Below are 21,065 nucleotides of genomic sequence, written 5' to 3'. Positions count from 1 at the left end.
AATCCACTAGCGCGACATTTCCTGCTCGAGGGCTGCGCGGGACGAGTAGACCTTGTCGATCAGACCGAAGGCCTGGGCCTCGCCCGCCGTCATGAAGTGGTCGCGGTCGAGCGTGCGCTCGATCGTCTCGTAGTCCTGCCCGGTGTGCTGGACGTAGACCTCGTTCAGCCGGCGCTTCAGCTTGATGATGTCCTGGGCGTGCCGCTCGATGTCGGAGGCCTGGCCGGAAAAACCGCCGGAAGGCTGGTGCACCATGATGCGGGCATTGGGCGTCGCGAAGCGCATGTCCTTGTGCCCGGCGCAGAGGAGCAGCGAGCCCATCGAGGCGGCCTGGCCGATGCACAGAGTCGAGACGGCCGGCTTGATGAACTGCATGGTGTCGTAAATCGCCATTCCCGAGGTCACGACGCCACCCGGCGAGTTGATGTAGAGGGCGATTTCCTTCTTCGGGTTCTCGGCCTCGAGGAAGAGGAGCTGGGCGCAGACCAGCGTCGCCATGGAATCCTCGATCGGCCCGGTGATGAAGATCACCCGCTCCTTCAGGAGCCGCGAGAAGATGTCGTAGGCGCGCTCGCCCCGGTTGGTCTGTTCGACGACCATCGGAACGAGGTTCATCGCGGTTTCGATCGGGTGCTTCATGATACTGTCTCAGGATCGCGAGAAATTGGCGGGCTCGCCCGCCGAGAATCACCGGAGGGCCGTTTCCCCTAGATAGGGCCTCGCAACGCCGCTCCGCAACCCGTCCGTCCTGCCGGGCGGCTGCCGCCTTCCGGCGGGGTAAATGGTCAGGCAGGCATCGCTTCGACCCGGGTCGCGACCTTGCCGCGCTGCCGCTGGCGCGACGGCCGGCGGATGCCGCTCAGCCCCGTCCCCCGCTGGCGCTTTCGATGTCGGTCGCGTCCGGCGGGATCGGCCGGCCGTCGGCTTCGCTGGTGCCGTGGCGGGAGAGGTCGCTGTCGTCGCGGTCGCGCCCGGCCGTCTCGGCCGTCTCGGCCGTCCGGCCGTCGATCCTCGGGCGGTTCCTCGCCTCGTCGCGCAGCCGGATGGGCGGCGCCTTGCCGTCGCGCCCCTCGCCGAACCAGATGGTCATGTGCGGGAACGGGATCTCGATGCCCCGCTCGTCGGACATGCGCTTCACGATCTCGCGATAGGCCCGGCCGACGCCCCACTGGGTGCCCGGCTTGGTCATCACCCGGCCGCGCACGACGACCGCCGAATCACCCAGCTCGTTGACGCCCCACATGTCGAAGCCCGAGATCAGGTTCTCGCCGACATTGGTGCCCTTCAGCTCCTCGAAGGCGTCGACCATCATCGCCTTCACGTCCTCGACGTTCTCGCGATAGGCGACGCCGATGTCGGCGACGTAATAGGCGAAGTCCTTCGAGAAGTTCGCGACCTGGTCGACCGAGGAGAACGGGATCAGATACCAGGTGCCGTCGACGCTCCTCAGGCCGACGGAGCGGACCGTCAGCTGCTCGACGACGCCGGACACGCCGTTGAGCTCGACGACGTCGCCCTCGTTCATGGCGTTCTGGATCTGGATGAAGGCGCCGGTGATGATGTCCTGGACGAGCTTCTGGGCGCCGAAACCGATGGCGAGGCCGACGACGCCGGCACCGGCGAGGAGCGGCGCGATGTCGATGCCGATCTGCGACAGCACCAGCATCGAGATGACCACGATGAGGGTGATGGTGAAGGCGTTGCGGAAAAGCGAGAGCAGCGTGCGTTCGCGCGCCGTCGGCACCTTGCCGTAGTTCGGATTGAGCCGGTATTCGATCCAGGACGAGACGCCGAGATAGATCGCGACGGCGACGACCACGATGAGCAGCGCGCCGAGGAAGCCCGACACGATGGTCTGGCCTGTGTTCGAGGCGAACCAGGTCCCGAACCGCGAGATTTCCCACGAGTCGAAAATGTAGGTGACGACGACGAGCACCACCACGATGCTGAAGATCGTCAGGAGCTTCGGCACGAAGCCGTTGAGCCGGCGTTCGAGCAGCGGCAGGCGATATTTCAGCTCCTGGGGGATGGTGACACCATGGGCGATCATCCGCGACAGGACGGAGAAGAGCAGGCCGCCCAGCGCCATCGCGGCGACCGACTTGCCGGCGGCGACGGCGACGAAGGAGAGGCCGTCCTCCGGGCTCTGCAGCCAGACCACGAAGAGCGAGATGGCCGCGACGATCGCCAGCACCCACCAGATCTGGCCGACGAGGGCGTGGACGAAGGCGCGGAAGCTGGTGTCGCCGTTCTTCCTCGCCCGCTTCAGCCGCTCCCGGACGACGCCGCGATTCTTCAGGATGAGCCCGACGGCAAGGCAGAGCGAGCCGAAGGCGACGATGAACTGGGTCGCCGCCGCGGCCGCCTGAGTCGAGGCCCACTGGACGATCGGCGCGACGAACAGGAACGTGTAGCCGAGGATCGAGACGAGACGGGAGATCCAGAAATACCAGTAGCTCGCCTGCCGGTTGGAGAAGGGCGTGAGGCGCAGCGCCGGATAGTTCGGGGCGACGAAGGCGGACAGCCCGACCTTGATCATCTCGACGAGCAGGAAGGCGTTGAGGAACAGCGCCTGGGCGAAGATCGGCCGGACGCCGTTGTAGAGGGTGGCGACGAGATAGCCGCACGCCCAGCTGACGAGCACGACGAAGGCCTCGATCAGGCCGGACAGGACGAGATAGGCGAGCTTGCTGATCGGCCCGGCATGCTCGGCTCGGTGCGCGAGGCGCGAAAAGATCCCCCGTTCGAGATAACGTCCGAGGAAGAGGATCGCAAAGACCGCCAGCGCGACCAGCGCGACGGGGAGGATCGCCTGCAGGATGCTCGGAATGTCGATGGATCGCGCGCCCGAGAGCATCTCCACCGACAGGTTGATGTACTGCGGCACCTCCTGGAAGCTCTCGACGACCGCGCCGATCACCATGCGGCTGTATTCGGCGACCCGGCCGGGAAGCGAGCGAACGATCTCGGCCGGCTTGTCGGCGTTCTCGGGCGCCGTCTTGCCCGCATCGCCGTTCGCCGGCGCCTCGTAGGCGGCGGCCTTCAGCGATTCGACGAGCTTCTTCCGGGTGTCGTCATTCTCGAGGATCTTGATCAGATCGTCGAGGGAAGGCTCGTCCGCCTTCGCGTCGGTCTTGGTCTCGGCCGGCGCCGAGGACCCGCCCGACAGCCCCGGGAGCGACTGGGCGCTGGCCGCCAGCGGCAGGAAGGCGAGGAACAGCAAGACGACTGCGGCGAAGGGGGCCGACAGGCGACGAGCGGCGGCGTGACGCGGGCTGCGAGAATTCATGGGTCTCGGGAAGTCTTCTCGAAGGGGCTGATCGGATGCGCAACGGCCATGCGGCATTCGGGGCCGTCCGGCATGTGGCGCTCGCCAAGCGAGGGCGGTCGAGGACGCCGCCTATCGCCGACGCCTTTGACGACAGTGGGGCAGCCTCGCCGATCGCCAAAGAAAAAGGGCCGGGATGAGCCGGCCCTCGGATATTGTCAGCGTCCGGACAGCGCGATGCCGGATCGGCGCGCCCCCGTTCCGGGACCCGGCCCGCTCGGGCGCGGGCCGGTCGCGGCGTCAGGCGCGCCGGAACGTCACGCCTCGTCCGTTGCCTCCGCCTCGGCCTCGTCCTCGGCCATCAGCTCTTCCTTGGTGACGGTCTTGTCGGTCACCTCGACCTGGCCGAGCAGATGGTCGACGACCTTCTCCTCGTAGAGCGGCGCGCGGATGCTCTGGATCGCCTCGGGGTTCTCCTGGAACATCTTGAGGATTTCCTGCTCCTGCCCGGGGTAGCGGCGCATCTGCTCGAACAGCGCCCGCTGCATTTCGTCCTCGCCGACCTCGACGCCGGCCTTTTCGCCGATCTCGGACAGGACGAGGCCGAGGCGGACGCGGCGCTCGGCGAGCTTGCGATAGTCGGTGCGCGCCTTCTCCTCCGTCGTATCCTCGTCCTCGAAGGTCTTGTTGTTCTCGGTCAGCTCGCGCTGGACCTGGTTCCAGATGTTGGTGAACTCGGCCTCGACCAGCTTCTCGGGAAGCGCGAAATCGTATTCCTTGTCGAGCGCGTCGAGCAGCTGGCGCTTGACCTTTTGGCGGGTCGCCATGCCGTACTGGCTCTGGATCTGGTCGCGGACGATCTCCTTGAGCTTGTCGAGGGATTCCAGCCCGAGCTTCTTCGCCATCTCGTCGTCGATGGCGGTGTCGGCCGGCGCCTGCACCGCCTTCACCGTGACGTCGAAACTCGCGGCCTTGCCGGCCAGATGCTCGGCGCCGTAGTCATCGGGGAACGACACGTCGACCGTCTTCTCCTCGCCGGCCTTGGCGCCGACGAGCTGGTCCTCGAAGCCCGGGATGAACCGGCCCGAGCCGATGACGAGGTCGGCAGCTTCCGCCGTACCGCCCTCGAAGGCCTCGCCGTCGATCTTGCCGACGAAATCGATCGTGACCTTGTCGCCCTTCTCGGCGGCGCCGTCCTTTTCCTCGTAGGTGCGGGCGTTCTCGGCGATCCGCTCGACCTGCTCGTCGACCTCAGCGTCGGAGACCTCGACGATCGGCCGCTCGATCTTGATGCCGCTCGTGTCCTTCAGGTCGAAGTCCGGCAGCGTCTCGTAGGAAAGGGTGAACTTGAAATCGCTCTCGCCGCTGAGGACCTTGTCGGCCTCCTTCTCGTCCTCGGTCATCGCGATCTCGGGGCGCATCGCGGCGCGCTCCTTGCGGTCGGCGATGATCGAGTTGGGCGTCTCGGTCAGGATCTGGTTGACGATCTCGGCCATCAGCGACTTGCCGTACATCTTGCGCAGATGGGAGACGGGGACCTTGCCCGGCCGGAAACCCTTCAGCTGCACCCTGTCCTTGGCCTCGAAGAGGCGGGTCTGAAGGCGCGCCTCAAGGTCCGAGGCGGGCACGACAATCTCGATCTCGCGCTTCAGGCCCTCGGCCTTGGTCTCCGTAACCTGCATTCTGAACTACCTTCTCGATCCTGTTGTGCTGCACGGGCCGGCCCGCATCGATCGAAGGCCTGGCCGAGCGCAATCTCGTTGAATTCGGCAAATGGTGCGGGTGGAGGGACTTGAACCCCCATGCCTCTCGGCGCTTGGACCTAAACCAAGTGCGTCTGCCAATTCCGCCACACCCGCGAGGCGCGTCAGCCGCGGACGTCACGAAGCGCGCGCCTCTATATCACCGGCCATCCTGGCACGAAAGGGGCAAAACCGCCGGGTTCCGACGGCGTTTTCCGCGTTCTCGCGGCGCCGGCCGGACAGCCGGCGGCGGCGACGGACCGCGGGCACCGCCCCCAGCATAAGGCAGGTTTCGTGACTTATTGCTTACCGACCGGCCGTCCACCGCGTCGGCTCATGGGGGCCAACCATCTGGATTTCCTCGGAGAATTCCAATTTATGTTGCGATGCACAATCCGCATTGCAGCCATGCAGCCCGGCCTCTACCGGCAGAGGCCGGGCGGGCATACTTTGCAACTCAACAGAGGGCGGGCGCCACGGCGCCGTCCCCAGAGGCTGAAGCGAAATTATCGAAAGGAGGTTCGTCATGAACCTTGTCCGCTCATACCAGAACTGGCGCCGCTACCGCGAGACCGTCTCCGAGCTGAACCGTCTGTCGCAGCGCGAACTCGCCGACCTCGGCATCGCCCGCACCGACATCCCGGCCGTCGCCCGCCGCACCGTCATCTGAGTTCTTCGCATTCCGCCGCGGCCATCCTCCTCCCAGGCCAAGGCGGGAAACGGTCTGCCAACCTCCTCCCAACCGGCAGACCATCCGATGCAGCCCGCCGGATCCTCCCTCCGGCGGGCGCATTCGGGGCACTTCGGAGGACAAGAAAGTTTCAGGGTTTCGCCAAGGCCATCCTCCTCCCAGGCCAAGGCGGAAAACGGTCTGCCAACCTCCTCCCAACCGGCAGACCATCCAATGCAGCCCGCCGGATCCTCCCTCCGGCGGGCTCATTCCGGACCCTTCGGAGGACAAGTAAGTTTCAGGGTTTCGCCAAGGCCATCCTCCTCCCAGGCCAAGGCGGAAAACGGTCTGCCAACCTCCTCCCAACCGGCAGACCATCCAATGCAGCCCGCCGGATCCTCCCTCCGGCGGGCTTCGTCGTTTCCAAAGCCGATTTCACCAAGCAGCGGCGGTGTTTCCCGCCTCGGCCGCCTTTGTCGGCCGCACCGCATGCGAGGAACGGCCGCCTCGGCCCTGTGGTCCTCCGCGTCGCCCTGCCTTTTTGCCCCGACGCACCGCCCTTTTTGAAAACCGATTCCGATTGTGCGGCCGATGCGGTAGACAGGCGGCATGTCAGAAGCACCCATCCACGTCGTCGGCGGCGGCCTTGCCGGTTCCGAAGCCGCCTGGCAGATCGCCCAGGCCGGCCTGCCCGTCATCCTTCACGAAATGCGCCCGGTGCGCGGCACCGAGGCCCACAAGACCGACGGGCTCGCCGAGCTCGTCTGCTCGAACTCCTTTCGCTCGGACGACGCGACGGCGAATGCCGTCGGCGTCCTGCACGCCGAGATGCGCCTCGCCGGCTCGCTGATCATGGCGACCGCCGACCGGCACCAGGTGCCGGCCGGCGGGGCGCTGGCCGTCGACCGCGAGGGCTTTTCCGCCGCCGTCTCCCAGGCGCTCGCCGAGCATCCGCTGGCCACGATCGAGCGGGGCGAGGTCGAAGGCCTGCCGCCGCAGGAGTGGGGCACAACCATCGTCGCCACCGGCCCGCTGACCGCCCCCTCGCTCGCCGAGGCGATCCGTGCGGCGACCGGCGCCGACGCCCTCGCCTTCTTCGACGCGATCGCACCGATCGTGCATTTCGATTCGATCGACATGGACAAGGCGTGGTTCCAGTCGCGCTACGACAAGGTCGGCCCCGGCGGCACCGGCAAGGACTACGTCAACTGCCCGCTCGACCGCGAGACCTACGAGCGCTTCGTCGCCGCCCTCGCCGAGGGCGACCGGACGGAATTCAAGGAATGGGAAGGCACGCCCTATTTCGACGGCTGCCTGCCGATCGAGGTGATGGCCGAGCGCGGGCCCGAGACGCTGCGCCACGGCCCGATGAAGCCGATGGGCCTCACCAATGCGCATCAGCCTGACGTCAAGCCCTACGCCGTCGTGCAGCTTCGCCAGGACAATGCCCTCGGCACGCTCTACAACATGGTCGGCTTTCAGACGAAGCTGCGCTACGGCGCGCAGGCCGACATCTTCCGGATGATCCCGGGCCTGGAAAACGCCGAATTCGCGCGGCTCGGCGGCCTCCACCGCAACACCTATCTGAACTCGCCGGTGCTGCTCGATCCGACCCTTCGGCTCAGGGCGCGGCCGCATCTGCGCTTCGCCGGCCAGATCACCGGCTGCGAGGGCTATGTCGAATCGGCCGCCGTCGGGCTGATGGCCGGGCGCTTCACCAGCGCCGAGCGCCGGGGAAGGACGCTTCACGCCCCGCCGGACACGACGGCGACGGGCGCGCTGCTCGCCCACATTACCGGCGGCCACCTCGCCCATGAGGAGGATGGCGGCAAGCGCTCCTTCCAGCCGATGAACGTCAATTTCGGCCTGTTCGCGCCCCTCGAGCCGGGCGCCATCCAGAAGCCGGAGGGCCAGAAGCGGTTCCGCGGCAAGGAAAAGGCCGCGGCGAAGAAAAGCGCCCTGTGCCGCCGGGCGCTCGCCGACTTCGCCGCATGGCTGGAGCGCGCGCCGGACACGGCGCTCGCCGCCGAATAGGCCGCCGCTCCGGCGCGGGCCGCCGGCAGGTCATTGCCAGTCGGCGGCGCGCAGGAAGAGGTCGAACTGGAGATAGGTGAGCGAGCCGTCCTCGCTCTGGGTCAGGCGGCGGACCGCAAGACGCAGATGCCGGCCCGCCTCGCTCGTCGCCTCGACCACCGGCATGGCGACGTCCTGCGGCTGGGCCTCGAAGATCGAGCCCGGCAGCCGGTCGATCGCTGCGCCGAGCGGGAAGCGGTCCTCGATGCCGCCGCGCCGGACGACGAGATCCGTCTTGACGAGGGACAGGCCGACACCGCCCGGATCACCTGCCGCGCCGCCGGCTCCGTCACCCGTCACCGGCTCGCCGCCCTGGCGCGGCAGCGCCCGCCGGTCGAGCAGCGCCCGATCATATCCGCCGACGTCGATCTCGGCCGGCTTCAAGGCCGTGAAGCCGCGCGCGGCGACGTCCGCCCAGTCCGTGAGACCCGCCCCGACGCCGGTCGAGACCACCTCGACGGCACGATCCGGTTCGCTTCGCAGCGCGGCGTCCAGCCGCTCGGCGAGTTCCGGATCGAGATAGGGCTTAAGATCGCCGAGGCGGCCTGCCTCGTCGAGCGCATAGAGGCGGGAACGCAGGCGCGTCCGATCCTCGCTGCGACGATCCATCTGGCGCACCGCGATCACGTCGGAACCCGGCACGCGGGAGCCGAACTCGGCAACGATCCGCGCCACCTGGCTCCGCGCCGTCACGCCCGCGGCCCCCAGGGGGCCGAAGGCCGACAACGCCAGCAGCACCACCGGGATCGCCGCCATGACGCGGATGTCTCCCCGTGCCCGGGGCAGCGCCTGGCTCGATAGGACGAGAGCCGCGGCGAGAATCGCGAGGGCGACGTAGTAGCGCTCGATGGTGACGCCCTCGGCATTTATCCGGATGCCGATGCCGATCGCCGCGAGCACCAGCGGCACGCCAAGGAGAAACGGCCAGAGCCGGGCGAACAGGCGCGTCGGCGGCGGACCGCCGTCGAGAAACGGTGCCGCCGCGATCCTGAGCGACAGGACGAACAGGGCGTCGAAGGTGACGATCCAGCCGATCTCGTTCTTCGGCAGCGTGCCGCTGACGGCGATCTTCGCGGCGTAGAGATGCAGGATCGCGGCGGTGGCGAGGGCCAGCGGCACCGCCACCCAGTCGACGAGCAGCCGCACGCCGCCGACCAGCCGGTCGGAGCCGGTCTCGGGCCGCTCCTCGAAGTCGCGCGGCAGGCGCCCCATGGCAAAGAGCGGCCCGACGAGGGTGAAGGCGGTGATCCAGATGTGCTCGTAGGCCTGCGAACTCAGCCCCACCTCGAAGAGGTAGCGGACCATTTCGAGGATCGCCGAGAGCCCGAGCACGAAGAGCAGCACCGACACGAAACCGAGCGTCGCGCCGACGGCGGCCCACAGGCTGAAGGTCCAGAAGCGGGCTGGACCGCCTCTGCCGACATAGGGCACGAGCGGGATCGCGAAGGTCAGCGCGGCAGCGAGTGCTGGCAGGTGGCTGTCGCTGCGGCCGCCGGAATAGATCGCCACGGCGGCGACGGCGAGCGTCACGAAGGCGAGGATCTGCGCCGAGAGCCGCGGCCACCCCCGCGCCTCGGCCGCGAGCGTCGCGGCGACCGAAGCGGCGGCGCCGCCATAGAGGGCCCCGAGCAGCCAGACGAGCCCCTGCCGATCGGGAATGTCGTATCCCGCGGCGGAGAGATTGCTGACGAGGGAAAAGACGACAATCGCGAGCGATCCGGCCGGAAAGCGCAGGATCGCGGTCTCGGCACCCCTGGCGAGCGAGGCGGCGGCACGAGAGAACCAGCCCCTCCAGCGCCGCCGCGGCGGTTCCCCTGACACTTCCTGCATGCCGCGATCGGTCTCCTGTCGGGCGTTGTCGGGATCGTCCCCCGCTGCCGCGCGACGGCAAGGACGGCACGCCTTCGATGCGAGCGCCCCGGCCGCCCGCCCGCCGTCGGGGCGGCCGGCGTTCCCCGCCATCGTCCGGCCGGCTCGCCGGCGGTCTCAGCGGCGCATCGCCCGCCAGAAGGAAAAGACCTTACGCGGCGCCGAGAGGTCGGGAGCGGTGTGGAGAACGGATGCGCCGGCTCGTTCGATACGGTCGAAATATGGCGTTGCAAGGAGCGCCGGCAGGAAGACCGATCTGAGGTCCTTCGGCAGCGCCTCGAGATGCCGTCGTGCCACACCCGCATGTTCCCGGCCGAAGGCGAGCATCGCGCCCACCGCCCGCAGCGACGGCGCTTCCTCGCCGGCGATCAGCTGTTCGGCGGTGCAGCCGGCGGCGGCGAGGATGTCGGCCGGGACGTATGCCTGCCGCCGCGCCCGGTGGATCGGCAGGAGCCTCAGAACGCCCGCCGCCGTCTGGGCCACCCCGGCGTGGCCGGCGGCGTCGGCGATCGCGTCGGCCGCGTCGCGCGAGACGATGGTCGCGGCGAGCACGATCAGCGTCGAGGCTGTCTCGCCGGCATAGGCCTCGAAGTCCTGCCTCGTCGGCATCGGATCGTCGTAGAGGTCGAAGATCCGCGCTTCCAGCATGCGGTCGAAGGCGGCGCCGGGCAGCCGGTGCCGGGCGATGGCCTCGATCAGCCGGCTCGCCACCGGATGGCCCGCCGCCCCGCCGCCCGGCACTTCGCCCGGCCCGCCCGTCTCTGTGCCTGTGCCTGTGCCTGTGTTCGGCGACGGCTCCCCGGCGGTGCCCGGTGCCGTTGCGGCGATGGCGTCGCGCCACCACTGCAGCCGGATCTCGCCGGGAAGCGGTTGGCTGACCTGGTCGCGCACCCGCGCGACCTCGACGTTGAAGGCGTAGAGAGCCGCGAGATCGGCGCGCGCGGCCGGCGGCGCGAAGGCGAGCGACAGCGCCCGGTCGGGATCGCCGGTCTCGACGATGTTGCGGCAGGCATCAGGGTCGCTCGCAGCCATCCGGTCGTCTCGCTGAGTTTCGTCGCCTGAACAAGACCGGCGATCGCCCCGAATGGTTCCCGCAGCGGTTTCGCCGATAGTTTGTCGCGTCGGTCCGGCCCGTGGCGAAGCCGGCAATCCGCCTGAGGCGGCGGCGCTCAGTCCACCGCGACGAGGGCCGCGCCGACAGGCCGGCCCTCCGACAGCATGACGTTGAAGGTCCTGACGGCGGCGCCCGTCGACATCGGGTCGCAGGAAATCCCCGCCCGCTTCATCCGCTCCCTCAGCCCCGCGGGCAGGCGCCGGATGTCGGGGCCGGTGCCGAACAGGAGAAACTTGATCTCCTCCTCGAACACCATGTCGAGCCGCTCGCCGGAAAACGGCTCGCCGATCGAGGCCGACCAGCCGTAGATGCCGGATGGCAGGCAGAGGATCGAGCCGCGATGCGACATCGAGGCGAAGCGGAAGCCGCCATTGCCATAGGCCTCGATCGGAGCGCGGCCCGGAAAATGGGCCTCGCGGATCTCGATTCCCTTGGGCATGGGCTCATGCCCGCCCGGCATTGATCGTCGTGCGCTCCGTCGGATCCTCGGCCTCGGCCTTCTCCGCGTCGTCCGCCGCCTTGGCGGCGGCGGCCGCATCGGTCGGCCGCAGCTTGAAGAAGATCAGGATCGGTGCCGCGACGAAGATCGACGAGAAGGTGCCGATGACCACGCCGAACAGCATCGAGGCGACGAAGGAGCGGATCACCTCGCCGCCGAAGACGAACAGCGCGGCGAGCGCCAGGATCGTCGTCGCCGAGGTCATGGTGGTACGCGACAGCATCTCGTTGTCGGAGAGGTCGAGCAACTGGCCGAGCGGCATCTTCTTGAAGCGCCGCAGATTCTCGCGCACCCGGTCGTAGATGACGACGGTGTCGTTGAGCGAGTAGCCGACGATCGTCAGGATCGCCGCCACAGTCGACAGGCTGACGTCGAGCTGCGTCACGGTGATGAAGCCGAGCGTCAGGATGACGTCGTTGACCGTGGCGACGATGGCGCCGACGGCGAACTGCCATTCGAAGCGCAGCCAGACATAGATCAGGATGGCGACCAGCGAGGCGAGGACGCCGATGATCGCCGCCCAGGCGAGCTCGCCCGACACCGTCGGCCCGACCACCTCGGTACGGCGGACGTCGTAATCGGCGGCGACGGCCTTGCTGGCCGTGTCGACCAGCGCCTGCTGCGAGGAATCGGAGACGTCGCCCGCAGAACCGATGCGGATCAGCGCCTCGCGGTTGGTGCCGAATTCCTGCACCTGAGGATCGGCGATGCCGGCGGCCGAGAGCCGCGAGCGCAGATCGCCGATGTCGGCCTCACCCTGCTTCGCCTGGACTTCGATCAGCGTGCCGCCGGTGAAGTCGATGCCGAAATTCGGGCCGATGGCGAAGAGCGAGACGATCGAGGCGAGGCAGAGCGCCATCGACAGGCCGAAGATCTTCAGCCGCACCTTCATGAAGGGAATGCGGGTGACTTCCGGCACGAGCCGGAAGTAGCCGCGGGGAAGTTCGCGCGGGCGGCGGCGCCGCACCCACTCGGCCACCAGCCAGCGGGTCAGGGTGAAGGCCGTGAAGACGGTGGTGAGGATACCGATGGCGAGGGTGACGGCAAATCCGCGGACCGGGCCGGAGCCGAGGAAGAACAGCACGACCGCGGCGATCAGCGTGGTGATGTTGGCGTCGAGGATCGTCGCCAGCGCCTTCTGGAAGCCGATGTCGATCGCCTGCACCACCGAGCGGCCCTGCCGCCGCTCGTCGCGGATACGCTCGTAGATCAAAACGTTGGAATCGACCGCCATGCCGATGGTGAGCACGATGCCGGCGATGCCGGGCAGCGTCAGCGTCGCGCCGATCACCGTGAGGACGGCAAACAGCAGGACGACGTTCACGGCGAGCGCGATATTGGCGATGATGCCGAGGAAGCCGTAGGCCGCGAGCATGAAGACGACGACGGCGATGGCGCCGATCACCCCGGCGATCTCGCCGGCGGCGATCGAATCGGCGCCGAGGCCCGGCCCGACCGTCCGCTCCTCGATGATGTCGAGCGTCGCCGGCAGGGCGCCGGCGCGCAACAGCACCGCGAGGTCGTTGGCGCTCTGGACGGTGAAGGAGCCCGAGATCTGCGCCTGGCCGCCGAGGATCGCCGTGCGGATCACCGGCGCCGACAGCACCTTGTTGTCGAGGACGATGGCGAAGGGCTTGCCGACATTCGCCTGGGTGACGCGGCCGAAGCGCTGGGCGCCCTGGCTGTCGAAGCGGATGTTGACCACCGGCTCGTTGGTCTGCTGGTCGAAGCCGGCCTGGGCGTCGGTCAGGTTCTCGCCCGAAACCATGACCTGGTTCTTGACGAGCACCGGGCGCGCCGGCGTGTCGGTGGTGTAGAGAAGCGTGGCACCCGGCGGCACCCGGCCGCCACGGGCGGCCTCTTCCGGATTGCCGCTCTGGTCGACGAGCTGGAAGGTCAGCTTGGCGGTCTGGTTGAGCAGGTCCTTCAGCCGCTGCGGATCGCCGAGGCCGGGCACCTGCACCATGATCCGGTCGTCGCCCTGGCGCTGGATGACCGGCTCGGTGGTGCCGAGCTCGTCGACGCGGCGCCGCACCACCTCGATCGACTGCGTCACCGCCGTCGAGACGCGGTATCGGACGCCCTCGTCGGTGAGCGATGCGGTGAGGACGCCCGGCTGCGGATCGGCGAGCGCCACCTCGGAGACCGCGCCGCCGGAGAGAAGGCCGCTCGAGATCGACTGGGTCAGCGGCCGCAACGCCTCCCGCGCCGCGTCGGCCTGCGCCGGATCGCGAAGCCGCACGGTGACCGTGCGCTCGTTCGCCGAGATCGCCGAATAGCCGATGCGCTCGTTGCGCAGCAGCTGGCGGACCTCGTCCTGCACCGCCTGCAGCCGCTCCTTGATCAGCGAGTCGCGGTCGATCTGCAACAGGATGTAGGAACCGCCCTGCAGGTCGAGGCCGAGGGTCACCGACCTGTTCGGCCAGAATTCCGGCAGGGAATCGGTGACGTTGCGCGGCAGAACGTTCGGCGCGGCGTAGACGAGTCCGACGAGGACCGTCAGCCAGATCAGAATCGTCTTCCAGCGCGAGAAATAGAGCATGGCGGTCTCGGAAGGTTCGGACCTCGCGCCCTGCTCAGGTCCGGTTTCAGCATGTTTCGCCGACGGGCCGCGATGGCGGCTGAAGACGGCGATTCTACGTCAGGATCTGACGTTCATTCAAGCAATTGACTATTTGTTGTTCGCCGCCGCGGGCTCGCCCTTGACGCGCACCTCGCTGACCGTGCCCTGCACGACGCGCACGCGCACCTGGTCGGAGATCTGCACTTCGAGTTCGCCGTTGTCGAGCACCTTGGTGACCTTGCCGACGATGCCGCCGCCGGTGACGACCGTGTCGCCGCGCCGGATGTTCTTCAGCATCTCCTCCCGCCTCTTCATCTGCGAGCGCTGCGGCCGGATGATGAGGAAATACATGATCGCGAAGACCGCGATGAACGGGAGAATACTGATCAACAACTCGCTCCCGCCGCCGGCCGGAGCACCGGTCTGGGCGAAAGCCTCGGAGACGAACATCATCAACCTCGCGTGTAGAGTGTTATGCTTCGCACGTGGCGGCCAAGGGACACGCCAAAAGTCGCACGAAACGCGGCGGCAGGCCCGCCGCGACGTGGCCGCAATATACGAACGACCTAGGCCAATGCAACAAGCCGCGACAATTGCCGCGCGTCGCGGCCGCGCCTATGACGTCGGTTGCGCCGCGGGCACCGCCGCCCGAGCCCGCCCCGGGTCGGCGCGACCGGCCTCCAAGCGGCGCGCGCGAAATTCTATCGACGGATCGACGATGACGCATGTGAACGAAGACGAAGACGGCGCGCTCCGCCGGATCGCCGCGAGCCTCGAACAGATCGCTTCGAGCCTCGCGCGGCTGGCCCCGCGCCCGGCGCCGGAGCCGGACTTCGCCGCGGCGGACTGCTTCGTCTTCGAGCCCTCGCTCGGCCTCAAGCCGGTCGAGCGGGTGAACCGCGTGCCGATCGTGCTTCTGAAGGGGATCGACCGCTCGCGCGACATCCTGTTCGACAACACGCTGCGCTTCGCCACCGGCCTTCCCGCCAACAACGCGCTGCTCTGGGGTGCCCGCGGCATGGGCAAGTCGTCGCTGGTCAAGGCCGTGCACGCGGCGGTGAACGAAGCGACGGTGCGCGACGGCCACCCTCCCCTCAAGCTCGTCGAAATCCCGCGCGAGGACATCGCACATCTGCCGGGCCTGATGCAGATGCTGGTCAGGGCGGCCTTTCCCATCCTCCTCTTCTGCGACGACCTGTCCTTCGATCACGACGACACCGCCTACAAGTCGCTGAAGGCGGCGCTCGAGGGCGGCGTCGAGGGGCGGCCGGACAACGTCCTGTTCTACGCGACGTCGAACCGCCGCCATCTCCTGCCGCGCGACATGATCGAGAACGAGCGCTCGACGGCGATCAATCCGGGCGAGGCGGTGGAGGAGAAGGTGTCGCTCTCCGACCGCTTCGGCCTTTGGCTCGGCTTCCACAACTGCAGCCAGGACCAGTATCTCGCGATGATCGACGGCTATGTCGAGGCCTATGGCCTGGCGAAGCTGGTCGCGCCGGACGACCTGCGACGGCAGGCGCTGGAATGGGCGACGACCCGCGGCAGCCGCTCCGGCCGGGTCGCCCACCAGTTCATCATGGACCTTTCCGGACGGCTCGGCCGGCCGCTGCGCGCCGAAGCGGGCGCCGATGTCGGCTCCCGCCGACGCGACTGACCGGCCGCCGTGCAGTCGGTCATGACCGCTCGGCCACAAAGGCCGGCACATCGCGCACGGTTCCGACAGCCCCAAACAGATCGGGCCGCCCCTGGGGCGGCCCGCTCGCATCCGGCGATGTCGCAAACGTCACCTTGGCGGCAGACCCGGCCGATCGGCGATCGACCGGGCGTGCCGGCGCTCCTCAGAGCGTGCCGTTGCGCTGCTGGATCATCATGAAGGTGTCGAAGGTGTATTCCGACAGCTGCGCCCAGAGATAGGCGTCGCGCTTGAAGGCGAGCTGGTTGTCGTAGATTTCCTTGAAGCTCGCATTCTTCGCCGAGACGTCGGCATAGACTTCCTTCGCCGCGTCGTAGGAGGCCTGCATGATCTCCTGGCTGAAGGCCCGCAGCTGCGCGCCCTGGTCGACGAGGCGGCGGATCGCCGGCGGGTTCTTGAAGTCGTAGGAGGCCAGCATGTCGCCGTTGGTCGCCTGGGCGGCGGTCTTCAGCAGCGACTGGTACTTCTTCGGCAGCCCCTCGAACTTGTCCTTGTTGATGAAGACGGCGACGGTCGGCCCGCCTTCCCACCAGCCCGGATAGTAGTAGTAGGGCGCGACCTTGACGAAGCCGAGCTTCTCGTCGTCATACGGGCCGACCCACTCGGCACCGTCGATGACGCCCTTCTCCAGCGAGGGATAGATGTCGCCGCCGGCGATCTGCTGCGGCACGACGCCGAGCTTCGACATGATCTGGCCGGCGAGACCGGCGATGCGGAACTTCAGCCCCTTCAGGTCGTCGAGCGTGTTGACTTCCTTGCGGAACCAGCCGCCCATCTGGACGCCGGTATTGCCCGCAGGAAAGCCCACGAGGCCCTGCGTGGCATAGAATTTGTTCATCATGTCGATGCCGCCGCCGTAATAGTGCCAGGCGTTGGTCTGGCGGGCGTTCAGGCCGAAGGGAATGGCCGCGCCCATGGCGTAGGTCACGTCCTTGCCGACATAGTAGTAGGGCACGGTGTGGCACATCTCGACCGTTCCCGAGGAAACGGCATCCGCCGCCTGCAGGCCCGGGACGATCTCGCCGGCGGCGAAGACCTGGATGTCGAAATTGCCGTCGGTCGCCTCGCGCACGTATTTGGCGATTGTCTCGCCGCCGCCGTAGATCGTGTCGAGCGACTTCGGAAAGGACGAGGTCAGGCGCCAGGTGATCTTCTCGTTCTCCTGGGCAATCGCCGGCGCGGCGAGCGTGGAGGCTGCCGCGGCGCCGGCGCCGATGCCTGCCTTGGTGATGAATGTACGACGATCCAAAATGAAACTCCTCCCAAGTGTCGGTGCCTCCGGCCTCGCCGGCACGAAGGTCGCGGCGGGTCGATCCATCCCGCGGCGGTCTTTGTGTTTAGCTTTGCGAGGCGGCGATGAAAAGCCGCCGAGGCAATCGGGGCGCGTATTTCCAAAACGCCCGCGCCGCCGGCCGAGGGCGGCGCGGGGCATGAGTGGCGAGGGCACGGAGTCGGGGCGGCGGGGCTTTGCGGCCGCTGCGTCGCGGGCTATCTCGTCGGCGATGATCCCGAAAGGCAGCGCCATGTCCGCCAATCCCCCCCTCGTCGCGGTTCCGGCCGACGTCCGCGACTTCGAGAAGTATCGCTGGCATGCCAGCCCCGACACCTATCTCAAGGCCCTGGTGCGGGTCGCCGGCGCGGTGCCGGTCATCGTCCCGGCGATGATCGGCGAGATCGACCTTGCCGCCGTCCTCGACCGGGTCGACGGCGTGCTGACGACGGGCTCTGCCTCGAACGTCCATCCGGAACGCTACGGCGTCGAGCCGAGCCCGTCCTTCGAGCCGTTCGACCGCGACCGCGACGCGCTGACGGACGCACTGATCGGCCAGAGCCTCGCGCGCGGCCTGCCTCTCCTTGCGATCTGCCGCGGGCATCAGGAGCTCAACGTCGCCTTCGGGGGTACCCTGCAGACCGAGATCCAGGAACTCGACGGGCGGATGGACCATCGCGCCATCACCCACGAGGACCAGCGCGAGCGCTATGCGACGCGCCACGACGTCGCGGTTACCCCGGGCGGCCTCCTCGCCTCCGTGGTCGGAGCCGGGCCGATCCGCGTCAATTCCCTGCACCGGCAGGCGATCGACCGGCTCGGCGACGGCCTTGCGGTGGAGGCGACCGCTCCGGACGGGACGATCGAGGCGGTGTCGGTGCGGGGGGCGAAGAGCTTCGCGCTCGGCCTGCAGTGGCATCCGGAGTTCTGGGCAGAAAGCGACGCGCCGTCGGCGGCGATCTTCGAGGCGTTCGGCGCGGCCTGCCGGGCGCGCCGCGACGCCGGGCGCTGAGGAGCGCTCAGAGCGTCGTCAGGGCGCCGCCGAGAAGGCCGATGCCGATAAGGGTCAGGAGCGCTGCGCCGAGGAGTTCCAGAAGGTTGCCGACGAGGGCGGCGCGGCGGGCGTGGCGGCCGACGCGCTCGACGGCGCCCCGCGTCGCGACGGCAAGCGTCGCCAGCGCCGAAACGGTGATCGCCGTTCCGAGCGACATGGCGAGGACCGAGACGAGACCGCCGAGATAGAGTTCGTTCAGCAGCGCGAAGGTGAGGACGACGATCGCCCCGGCGCAGGGCCGCAGCCCGACCGAGAGGACGAGCGCAGCGGCGGACTTGAAGGTCAGCGGCTGGCGCAGCTGCACGGGGCTCGCAATGTGGGGCCGGCCGCAGTCGCAGTCATCGACGCCGGCATCGCAGACGACGTCCTTCCGGAACGCCGTCGCCGCGGGCATCACGGCCCTCCGCGGCTCAGCCGGCGCCGCGAAGGCGAGCGAGCCGGTGGGGCCGCCGGTCCGCTGCGCTGTGCGCGGCAGCAGCGCGGCCAGCCGGCGACCAGGATTGTAGGTGCGGCCGATCCGCAACGCGGCACGCAGGAGGAGGTAGAGCCCGAAGACGGTCACCATCGCGAAAGACGCGATCTCCAGCCAGTCGGTCGCGTCGGTCATCGAGATGCCGGTGCCGCGCAGCAGATACCAGCCGGCGCCGACGACGAGAATGGCGCTCGCCGCCTGGACGAGGGACGAGGCGACGGCAAGGACGATGCCGCGCTTCAGCTCCGCCCGGCTCGCCAGCATGTAGGACGAGATCACCGCCTTGCCGTGGCCGGGGCCGGCGGCGTGGAACACGCCGTAGGCGAAGGACAGGCCGACGAGGAAGACGAAGGCGCCCTGCCCGCGCTTCAGCCCAATCAGCGCCTCGCGCAGCGCCGAAAAGAATTCCCGCTGCTTTGCCGCGATTTCCAGGAACAGAGCCGAAAACATGCCGTTGCCCGGCGCGACGACCGGATCCGACGTGCCGATGCCGATCGAGGAGCGCGCCAGCGCCGGTTCGGCGGCAAGAAACGCAACGAAGAGCATCGCGGCAAGGATCAATGCGGGTGCGATGATCACGGATGGCCCGCCATCCGCCCGCGCCTTGCCGGACCGGCCGGTCACCCCGCGCACGAGACCTCCAGCCGCGTCGCGAGAATGTCCGCATAGGCGTTCGCCTGGTCCTGCGGCACGGCCTCGTCGGCGCCGATTCCGGCGATCGTGTTCATCCAGTTCTTCGCCGCCTCGTCCTCGTCGGGCACGTGCAGCTTCTTGCGGCAATTCGCCGGCAGGTCGACCAGCTGGAAATCGTCGGCGCCCTTGAAGTCGAAGGCGACGAAGAAGCTGTCGTCGAAATTCGACACCTTCACCTTGTGGCGCGAAAGATCAATCGGCTGTTTCAGCGGCATCTCGAAGAAGAAGATCAGCTGGCCGTCCTCGAACAGCGTGTGCATCCGCTCCGGCGGCACGAGATCGACGTCCTTGCCGTCCAGCTGGACGAAGGAATAGAAGCTCCATTCGGCGATCGACTTGCGGACCGTCTCGCCGACGGCGTCGAGTTCGTCCGGGTCGAGGGTGCCGTTGGCGTTCTTGTCGAAGTCGACGACGACGGAGGACGAGAACAATTCGTCCATGCGCCAGACGTTGCGGATCGCGGTCATCTCGCCGGCGGCGTTGCCGACGATCTCGACATGCGGCTCGACGAAGACGTGCGGATGGGCGTCGGCCGCCGAAGGGGCGGCGAACAGCGCGGCAAGACCCGCCAGCCAAGCGTTGCGACCTGCGATCACCGTGCCCCCCGTGGTTTCGACCCTCGTGCTGAAGCCGAGAAGAGTGGCCGAAGTGTGGATCGGATCCGCCACCGGCGGACCTCGCACGAAAAGCTTGCGCGGACCTCGATGTCCGAGCGCGCGCCGTGGGCTGCTGGCAGCCCTCACGCGTTCCGCTTGCGGGGGACAGGCGCGCCGCGTGGTCGCCGGCCGCAGCGACGCTTCACGGCTGGCGCGGCGGAGCCTGCGCGGACGCGACTGCGACGCACGCAGGAAGGCATCTCGGCGGCCGGTCCGGCGCGACGACGCCCCGGCCGGCCCGCCGGATCAGGGCCTATTGTTCGACATAGACCTGCGCGCCGACATGGACGCGGTCGTAGAGATCCTTGACGTCGGCGTTGCGCATGCGGAAGCAGCCGGCCGAGGCCGCCGAACCGATCGAGCGCGGCGAGTTCGTGCCGTGGATGCGGTAGGACGTCCAGCCGAGATTCATCGCCCGTTCGCCCAGCGGATTGTGCGGCCCCGGACCGACGGATTCCGGCAGGCTCGGCTTGTTCGCCCGCATGTCGGGGGTCGGAATCCAGGTCGGACGCGGCCGCTTCATCGACACCCAGCTGCGCCCGAACCACTGTTCGCTCGGCTTGCCGACGGCGATGTCGTATCGAAGCGCCCGGCCGTTGCCCGTCAGGAGATAGAGCTTTCGCTCGGAGGTGCGGATGACGATCGACCCCGGATCGGCCGCCGCGTCGAAGGCGACGTCCTGCGGCCCGGTTCCCTTGGCGAGGGCGGGCAGAGGTGCGGCCGAAAGAGCGACGGCGAAGAGGGCGGATAGGAGACGATGGCGCATGGCTCGACCGTGGCACGAGGAATCTGAACGACCGGTAAAGGGCACTTCGCGGTCATCATTGCGACAGGAGCGGGCTGCCTTCAACGCGGCAATCCCGCGCAAGGCCGTCCCGCGCAAGGCCATGGCGGCGCCCCGCTCGGCCGGAAGGGGGCCGGCCCGGCCGACGCGGCCGGCCGGCGGGCGCCGGGCTCACTTCAGCTTCGCCATGCCGAGCGGCACGGCAAATTCCTCGCACCAGATCCAGACCTCGTCGTAGCCCGTCACGTCGAGGCTCGCCGGGATGTCGTAGGACTGGGCGCCCTCGTCGCTCTTTAGCGGCGCGAGCTGCGCCCTCGGGTCGTAGCCGCCCTTGCCGAGCGCGACCTTGGGGTCGGGCGCCCCGTCGAAGGAAAAGTCCGGGCCGAGCATCAGCACGGCGCGGCCCGCCTGCCGCTCGATCGTCACCGTCCCCGAGGCATCGTGGCCGTTGACGCCGGTGAACCGGCCGGAGCTCAGCGCCTCGGCCCGGGCGGGCAGCGCGGCCATGAGGAGCAAGGGGGAGACGGCGGCGGCACGGCGCAGCCGACGCGCGACTTCTCTCGAGACGATCACGGATCTCTCTCCTGGAAGAACTGCCCCAGGGAGAGTTTCGCATGAAAGCCGCGGTTTGAAACGGGTGTC

17 protein-coding genes and 1 tRNA gene are annotated in these 21,065 nt (G+C 68.4%); 4 read left to right on the top strand and 14 right to left on the bottom strand.

The window, feature by feature from the left end; translation table 11 throughout:
* Positions 1–6: 6 nt before the first annotated feature.
* The 4 genes from J1C47_RS18495 to J1C47_RS18480 all read right to left on the bottom strand — a co-directional run bounded on the left by J1C47_RS18495 (position 7) and on the right by J1C47_RS18480 (position 5,127).
* The gene (locus J1C47_RS18495) at positions 7–639 is read right to left on the bottom strand and encodes an ATP-dependent Clp protease proteolytic subunit (protein WP_207352267.1); all 633 of its coding nucleotides are present in this window, start codon (positions 637–639) and stop codon (positions 7–9) included.
* Positions 640–859: 220 nt separating this feature from the next.
* Entirely contained in the window at positions 860–3,289 is a 2,430-nt protein-coding gene (locus J1C47_RS18490) for a mechanosensitive ion channel domain-containing protein (RefSeq protein WP_207352266.1), read from the bottom strand.
* A gap of 296 nt (positions 3,290–3,585) precedes the next feature.
* Positions 3,586–4,950, bottom strand: a complete 1,365-nt coding sequence (tig, locus tag J1C47_RS18485) for a trigger factor (protein ID WP_207352265.1) — start codon at positions 4,948–4,950, stop codon at positions 3,586–3,588.
* Between the two features lie 92 nt (positions 4,951–5,042).
* Positions 5,043–5,127 (bottom strand) — tRNA-Leu (locus J1C47_RS18480).
* Between the two features lie 409 nt (positions 5,128–5,536).
* Here J1C47_RS18480 and J1C47_RS18475 point away from each other — a divergent pair.
* Together J1C47_RS18475 and trmFO are read left to right on the top strand one after the other, a co-directional pair.
* Entirely contained in the window at positions 5,537–5,680 is a 144-nt protein-coding gene (locus J1C47_RS18475; protein ID WP_207352264.1) for a DUF1127 domain-containing protein, read from the top strand.
* Between the two features lie 609 nt (positions 5,681–6,289).
* Positions 6,290–7,714 (top strand): methylenetetrahydrofolate--tRNA-(uracil(54)-C(5))-methyltransferase (FADH(2)-oxidizing) TrmFO, encoded by a 1,425-nt coding sequence (gene trmFO / locus J1C47_RS18470; protein ID WP_207352263.1) that lies wholly within the window; start codon positions 6,290–6,292, stop codon positions 7,712–7,714.
* Positions 7,715–7,744: 30 nt separating this feature from the next.
* On the opposite strand, the gene J1C47_RS18465 is transcribed toward trmFO, so the two are convergent.
* The 5 genes from J1C47_RS18465 to yajC all read right to left on the bottom strand — a co-directional run bounded on the left by J1C47_RS18465 (position 7,745) and on the right by yajC (position 14,248).
* Positions 7,745–9,583 (bottom strand): DUF4153 domain-containing protein, encoded by a 1,839-nt coding sequence (locus tag J1C47_RS18465; protein WP_207352262.1) that lies wholly within the window; start codon positions 9,581–9,583, stop codon positions 7,745–7,747.
* Positions 9,584–9,739: 156 nt separating this feature from the next.
* Complete coding sequence (locus tag J1C47_RS18460) at positions 9,740–10,654, bottom strand: phytoene/squalene synthase family protein (protein WP_207352261.1); 915 nt, start codon at positions 10,652–10,654, stop codon at positions 9,740–9,742.
* A gap of 137 nt (positions 10,655–10,791) precedes the next feature.
* Positions 10,792–11,175, bottom strand: coding sequence for an Mth938-like domain-containing protein (locus J1C47_RS18455; protein ID WP_207352260.1), 384 nt, complete (start codon positions 11,173–11,175; stop codon positions 10,792–10,794).
* 4 nt (positions 11,176–11,179) lie between these two features.
* Positions 11,180–13,777: a protein translocase subunit SecDF gene (secDF, locus tag J1C47_RS18450; protein WP_207352259.1), complete on the bottom strand. Its 2,598-nt coding sequence runs from the start codon at positions 13,775–13,777 to the stop codon at positions 11,180–11,182.
* A gap of 129 nt (positions 13,778–13,906) precedes the next feature.
* Positions 13,907–14,248, bottom strand: coding sequence for a preprotein translocase subunit YajC (gene yajC, locus J1C47_RS18445; protein ID WP_207352288.1), 342 nt, complete (start codon positions 14,246–14,248; stop codon positions 13,907–13,909).
* Positions 14,249–14,516: 268 nt separating this feature from the next.
* On the opposite strand from yajC, the gene J1C47_RS18440 reads away from it, so the two are divergent.
* Complete coding sequence (locus J1C47_RS18440; protein ID WP_207352258.1) at positions 14,517–15,455, top strand: ATP-binding protein; 939 nt, start codon at positions 14,517–14,519, stop codon at positions 15,453–15,455.
* Between the two features lie 184 nt (positions 15,456–15,639).
* Here the strand turns inward: J1C47_RS18440 and J1C47_RS18435 are convergent, their stop codons facing one another.
* Positions 15,640–16,743: a TRAP transporter substrate-binding protein gene (locus tag J1C47_RS18435; RefSeq protein WP_207352257.1), complete on the bottom strand. Its 1,104-nt coding sequence runs from the start codon at positions 16,741–16,743 to the stop codon at positions 15,640–15,642.
* A gap of 274 nt (positions 16,744–17,017) precedes the next feature.
* On the opposite strand from J1C47_RS18435, the gene J1C47_RS18430 reads away from it, so the two are divergent.
* The gene (locus tag J1C47_RS18430) at positions 17,018–17,776 is read left to right on the top strand and encodes a gamma-glutamyl-gamma-aminobutyrate hydrolase family protein (protein ID WP_207352256.1); all 759 of its coding nucleotides are present in this window, start codon (positions 17,018–17,020) and stop codon (positions 17,774–17,776) included.
* 7 nt (positions 17,777–17,783) lie between these two features.
* On the opposite strand, the gene J1C47_RS18425 is transcribed toward J1C47_RS18430, so the two are convergent.
* From J1C47_RS18425 to J1C47_RS23825, 4 genes are all read right to left on the bottom strand, one after another.
* On the bottom strand, positions 17,784–18,869 hold the full coding sequence (locus tag J1C47_RS18425; RefSeq protein ID WP_342592015.1) for a nickel/cobalt transporter: 1,086 nt from the start codon (positions 18,867–18,869) through the stop codon (positions 17,784–17,786).
* A 41-nt stretch (positions 18,870–18,910) separates the two neighbouring features.
* Positions 18,911–19,651 carry a DUF1007 family protein gene (locus J1C47_RS18420; protein ID WP_342592014.1) on the bottom strand — a complete coding sequence of 247 codons (741 nt, stop codon included), beginning with the start codon at positions 19,649–19,651 and terminating at the stop codon, positions 18,911–18,913.
* Between the two features lie 241 nt (positions 19,652–19,892).
* Positions 19,893–20,405 carry a L,D-transpeptidase gene (locus tag J1C47_RS18415; protein WP_207352255.1) on the bottom strand — a complete coding sequence of 171 codons (513 nt, stop codon included), beginning with the start codon at positions 20,403–20,405 and terminating at the stop codon, positions 19,893–19,895.
* A gap of 189 nt (positions 20,406–20,594) precedes the next feature.
* Entirely contained in the window at positions 20,595–20,996 is a 402-nt protein-coding gene (locus tag J1C47_RS23825; RefSeq protein WP_207352254.1) for a DM13 domain-containing protein, read from the bottom strand.
* Positions 20,997–21,065 lie beyond the last annotated feature (69 nt).

It is taken from the genome of Jiella sonneratiae, assembly GCF_017353515.1.
Lineage (GTDB): Bacteria > Pseudomonadota > Alphaproteobacteria > Rhizobiales > Rhizobiaceae > Jiella > Jiella sonneratiae.
The sequence above is the reverse complement of the archived record's forward strand: the minus strand, read 5'-3'. Positions and strand labels throughout refer to the sequence as shown.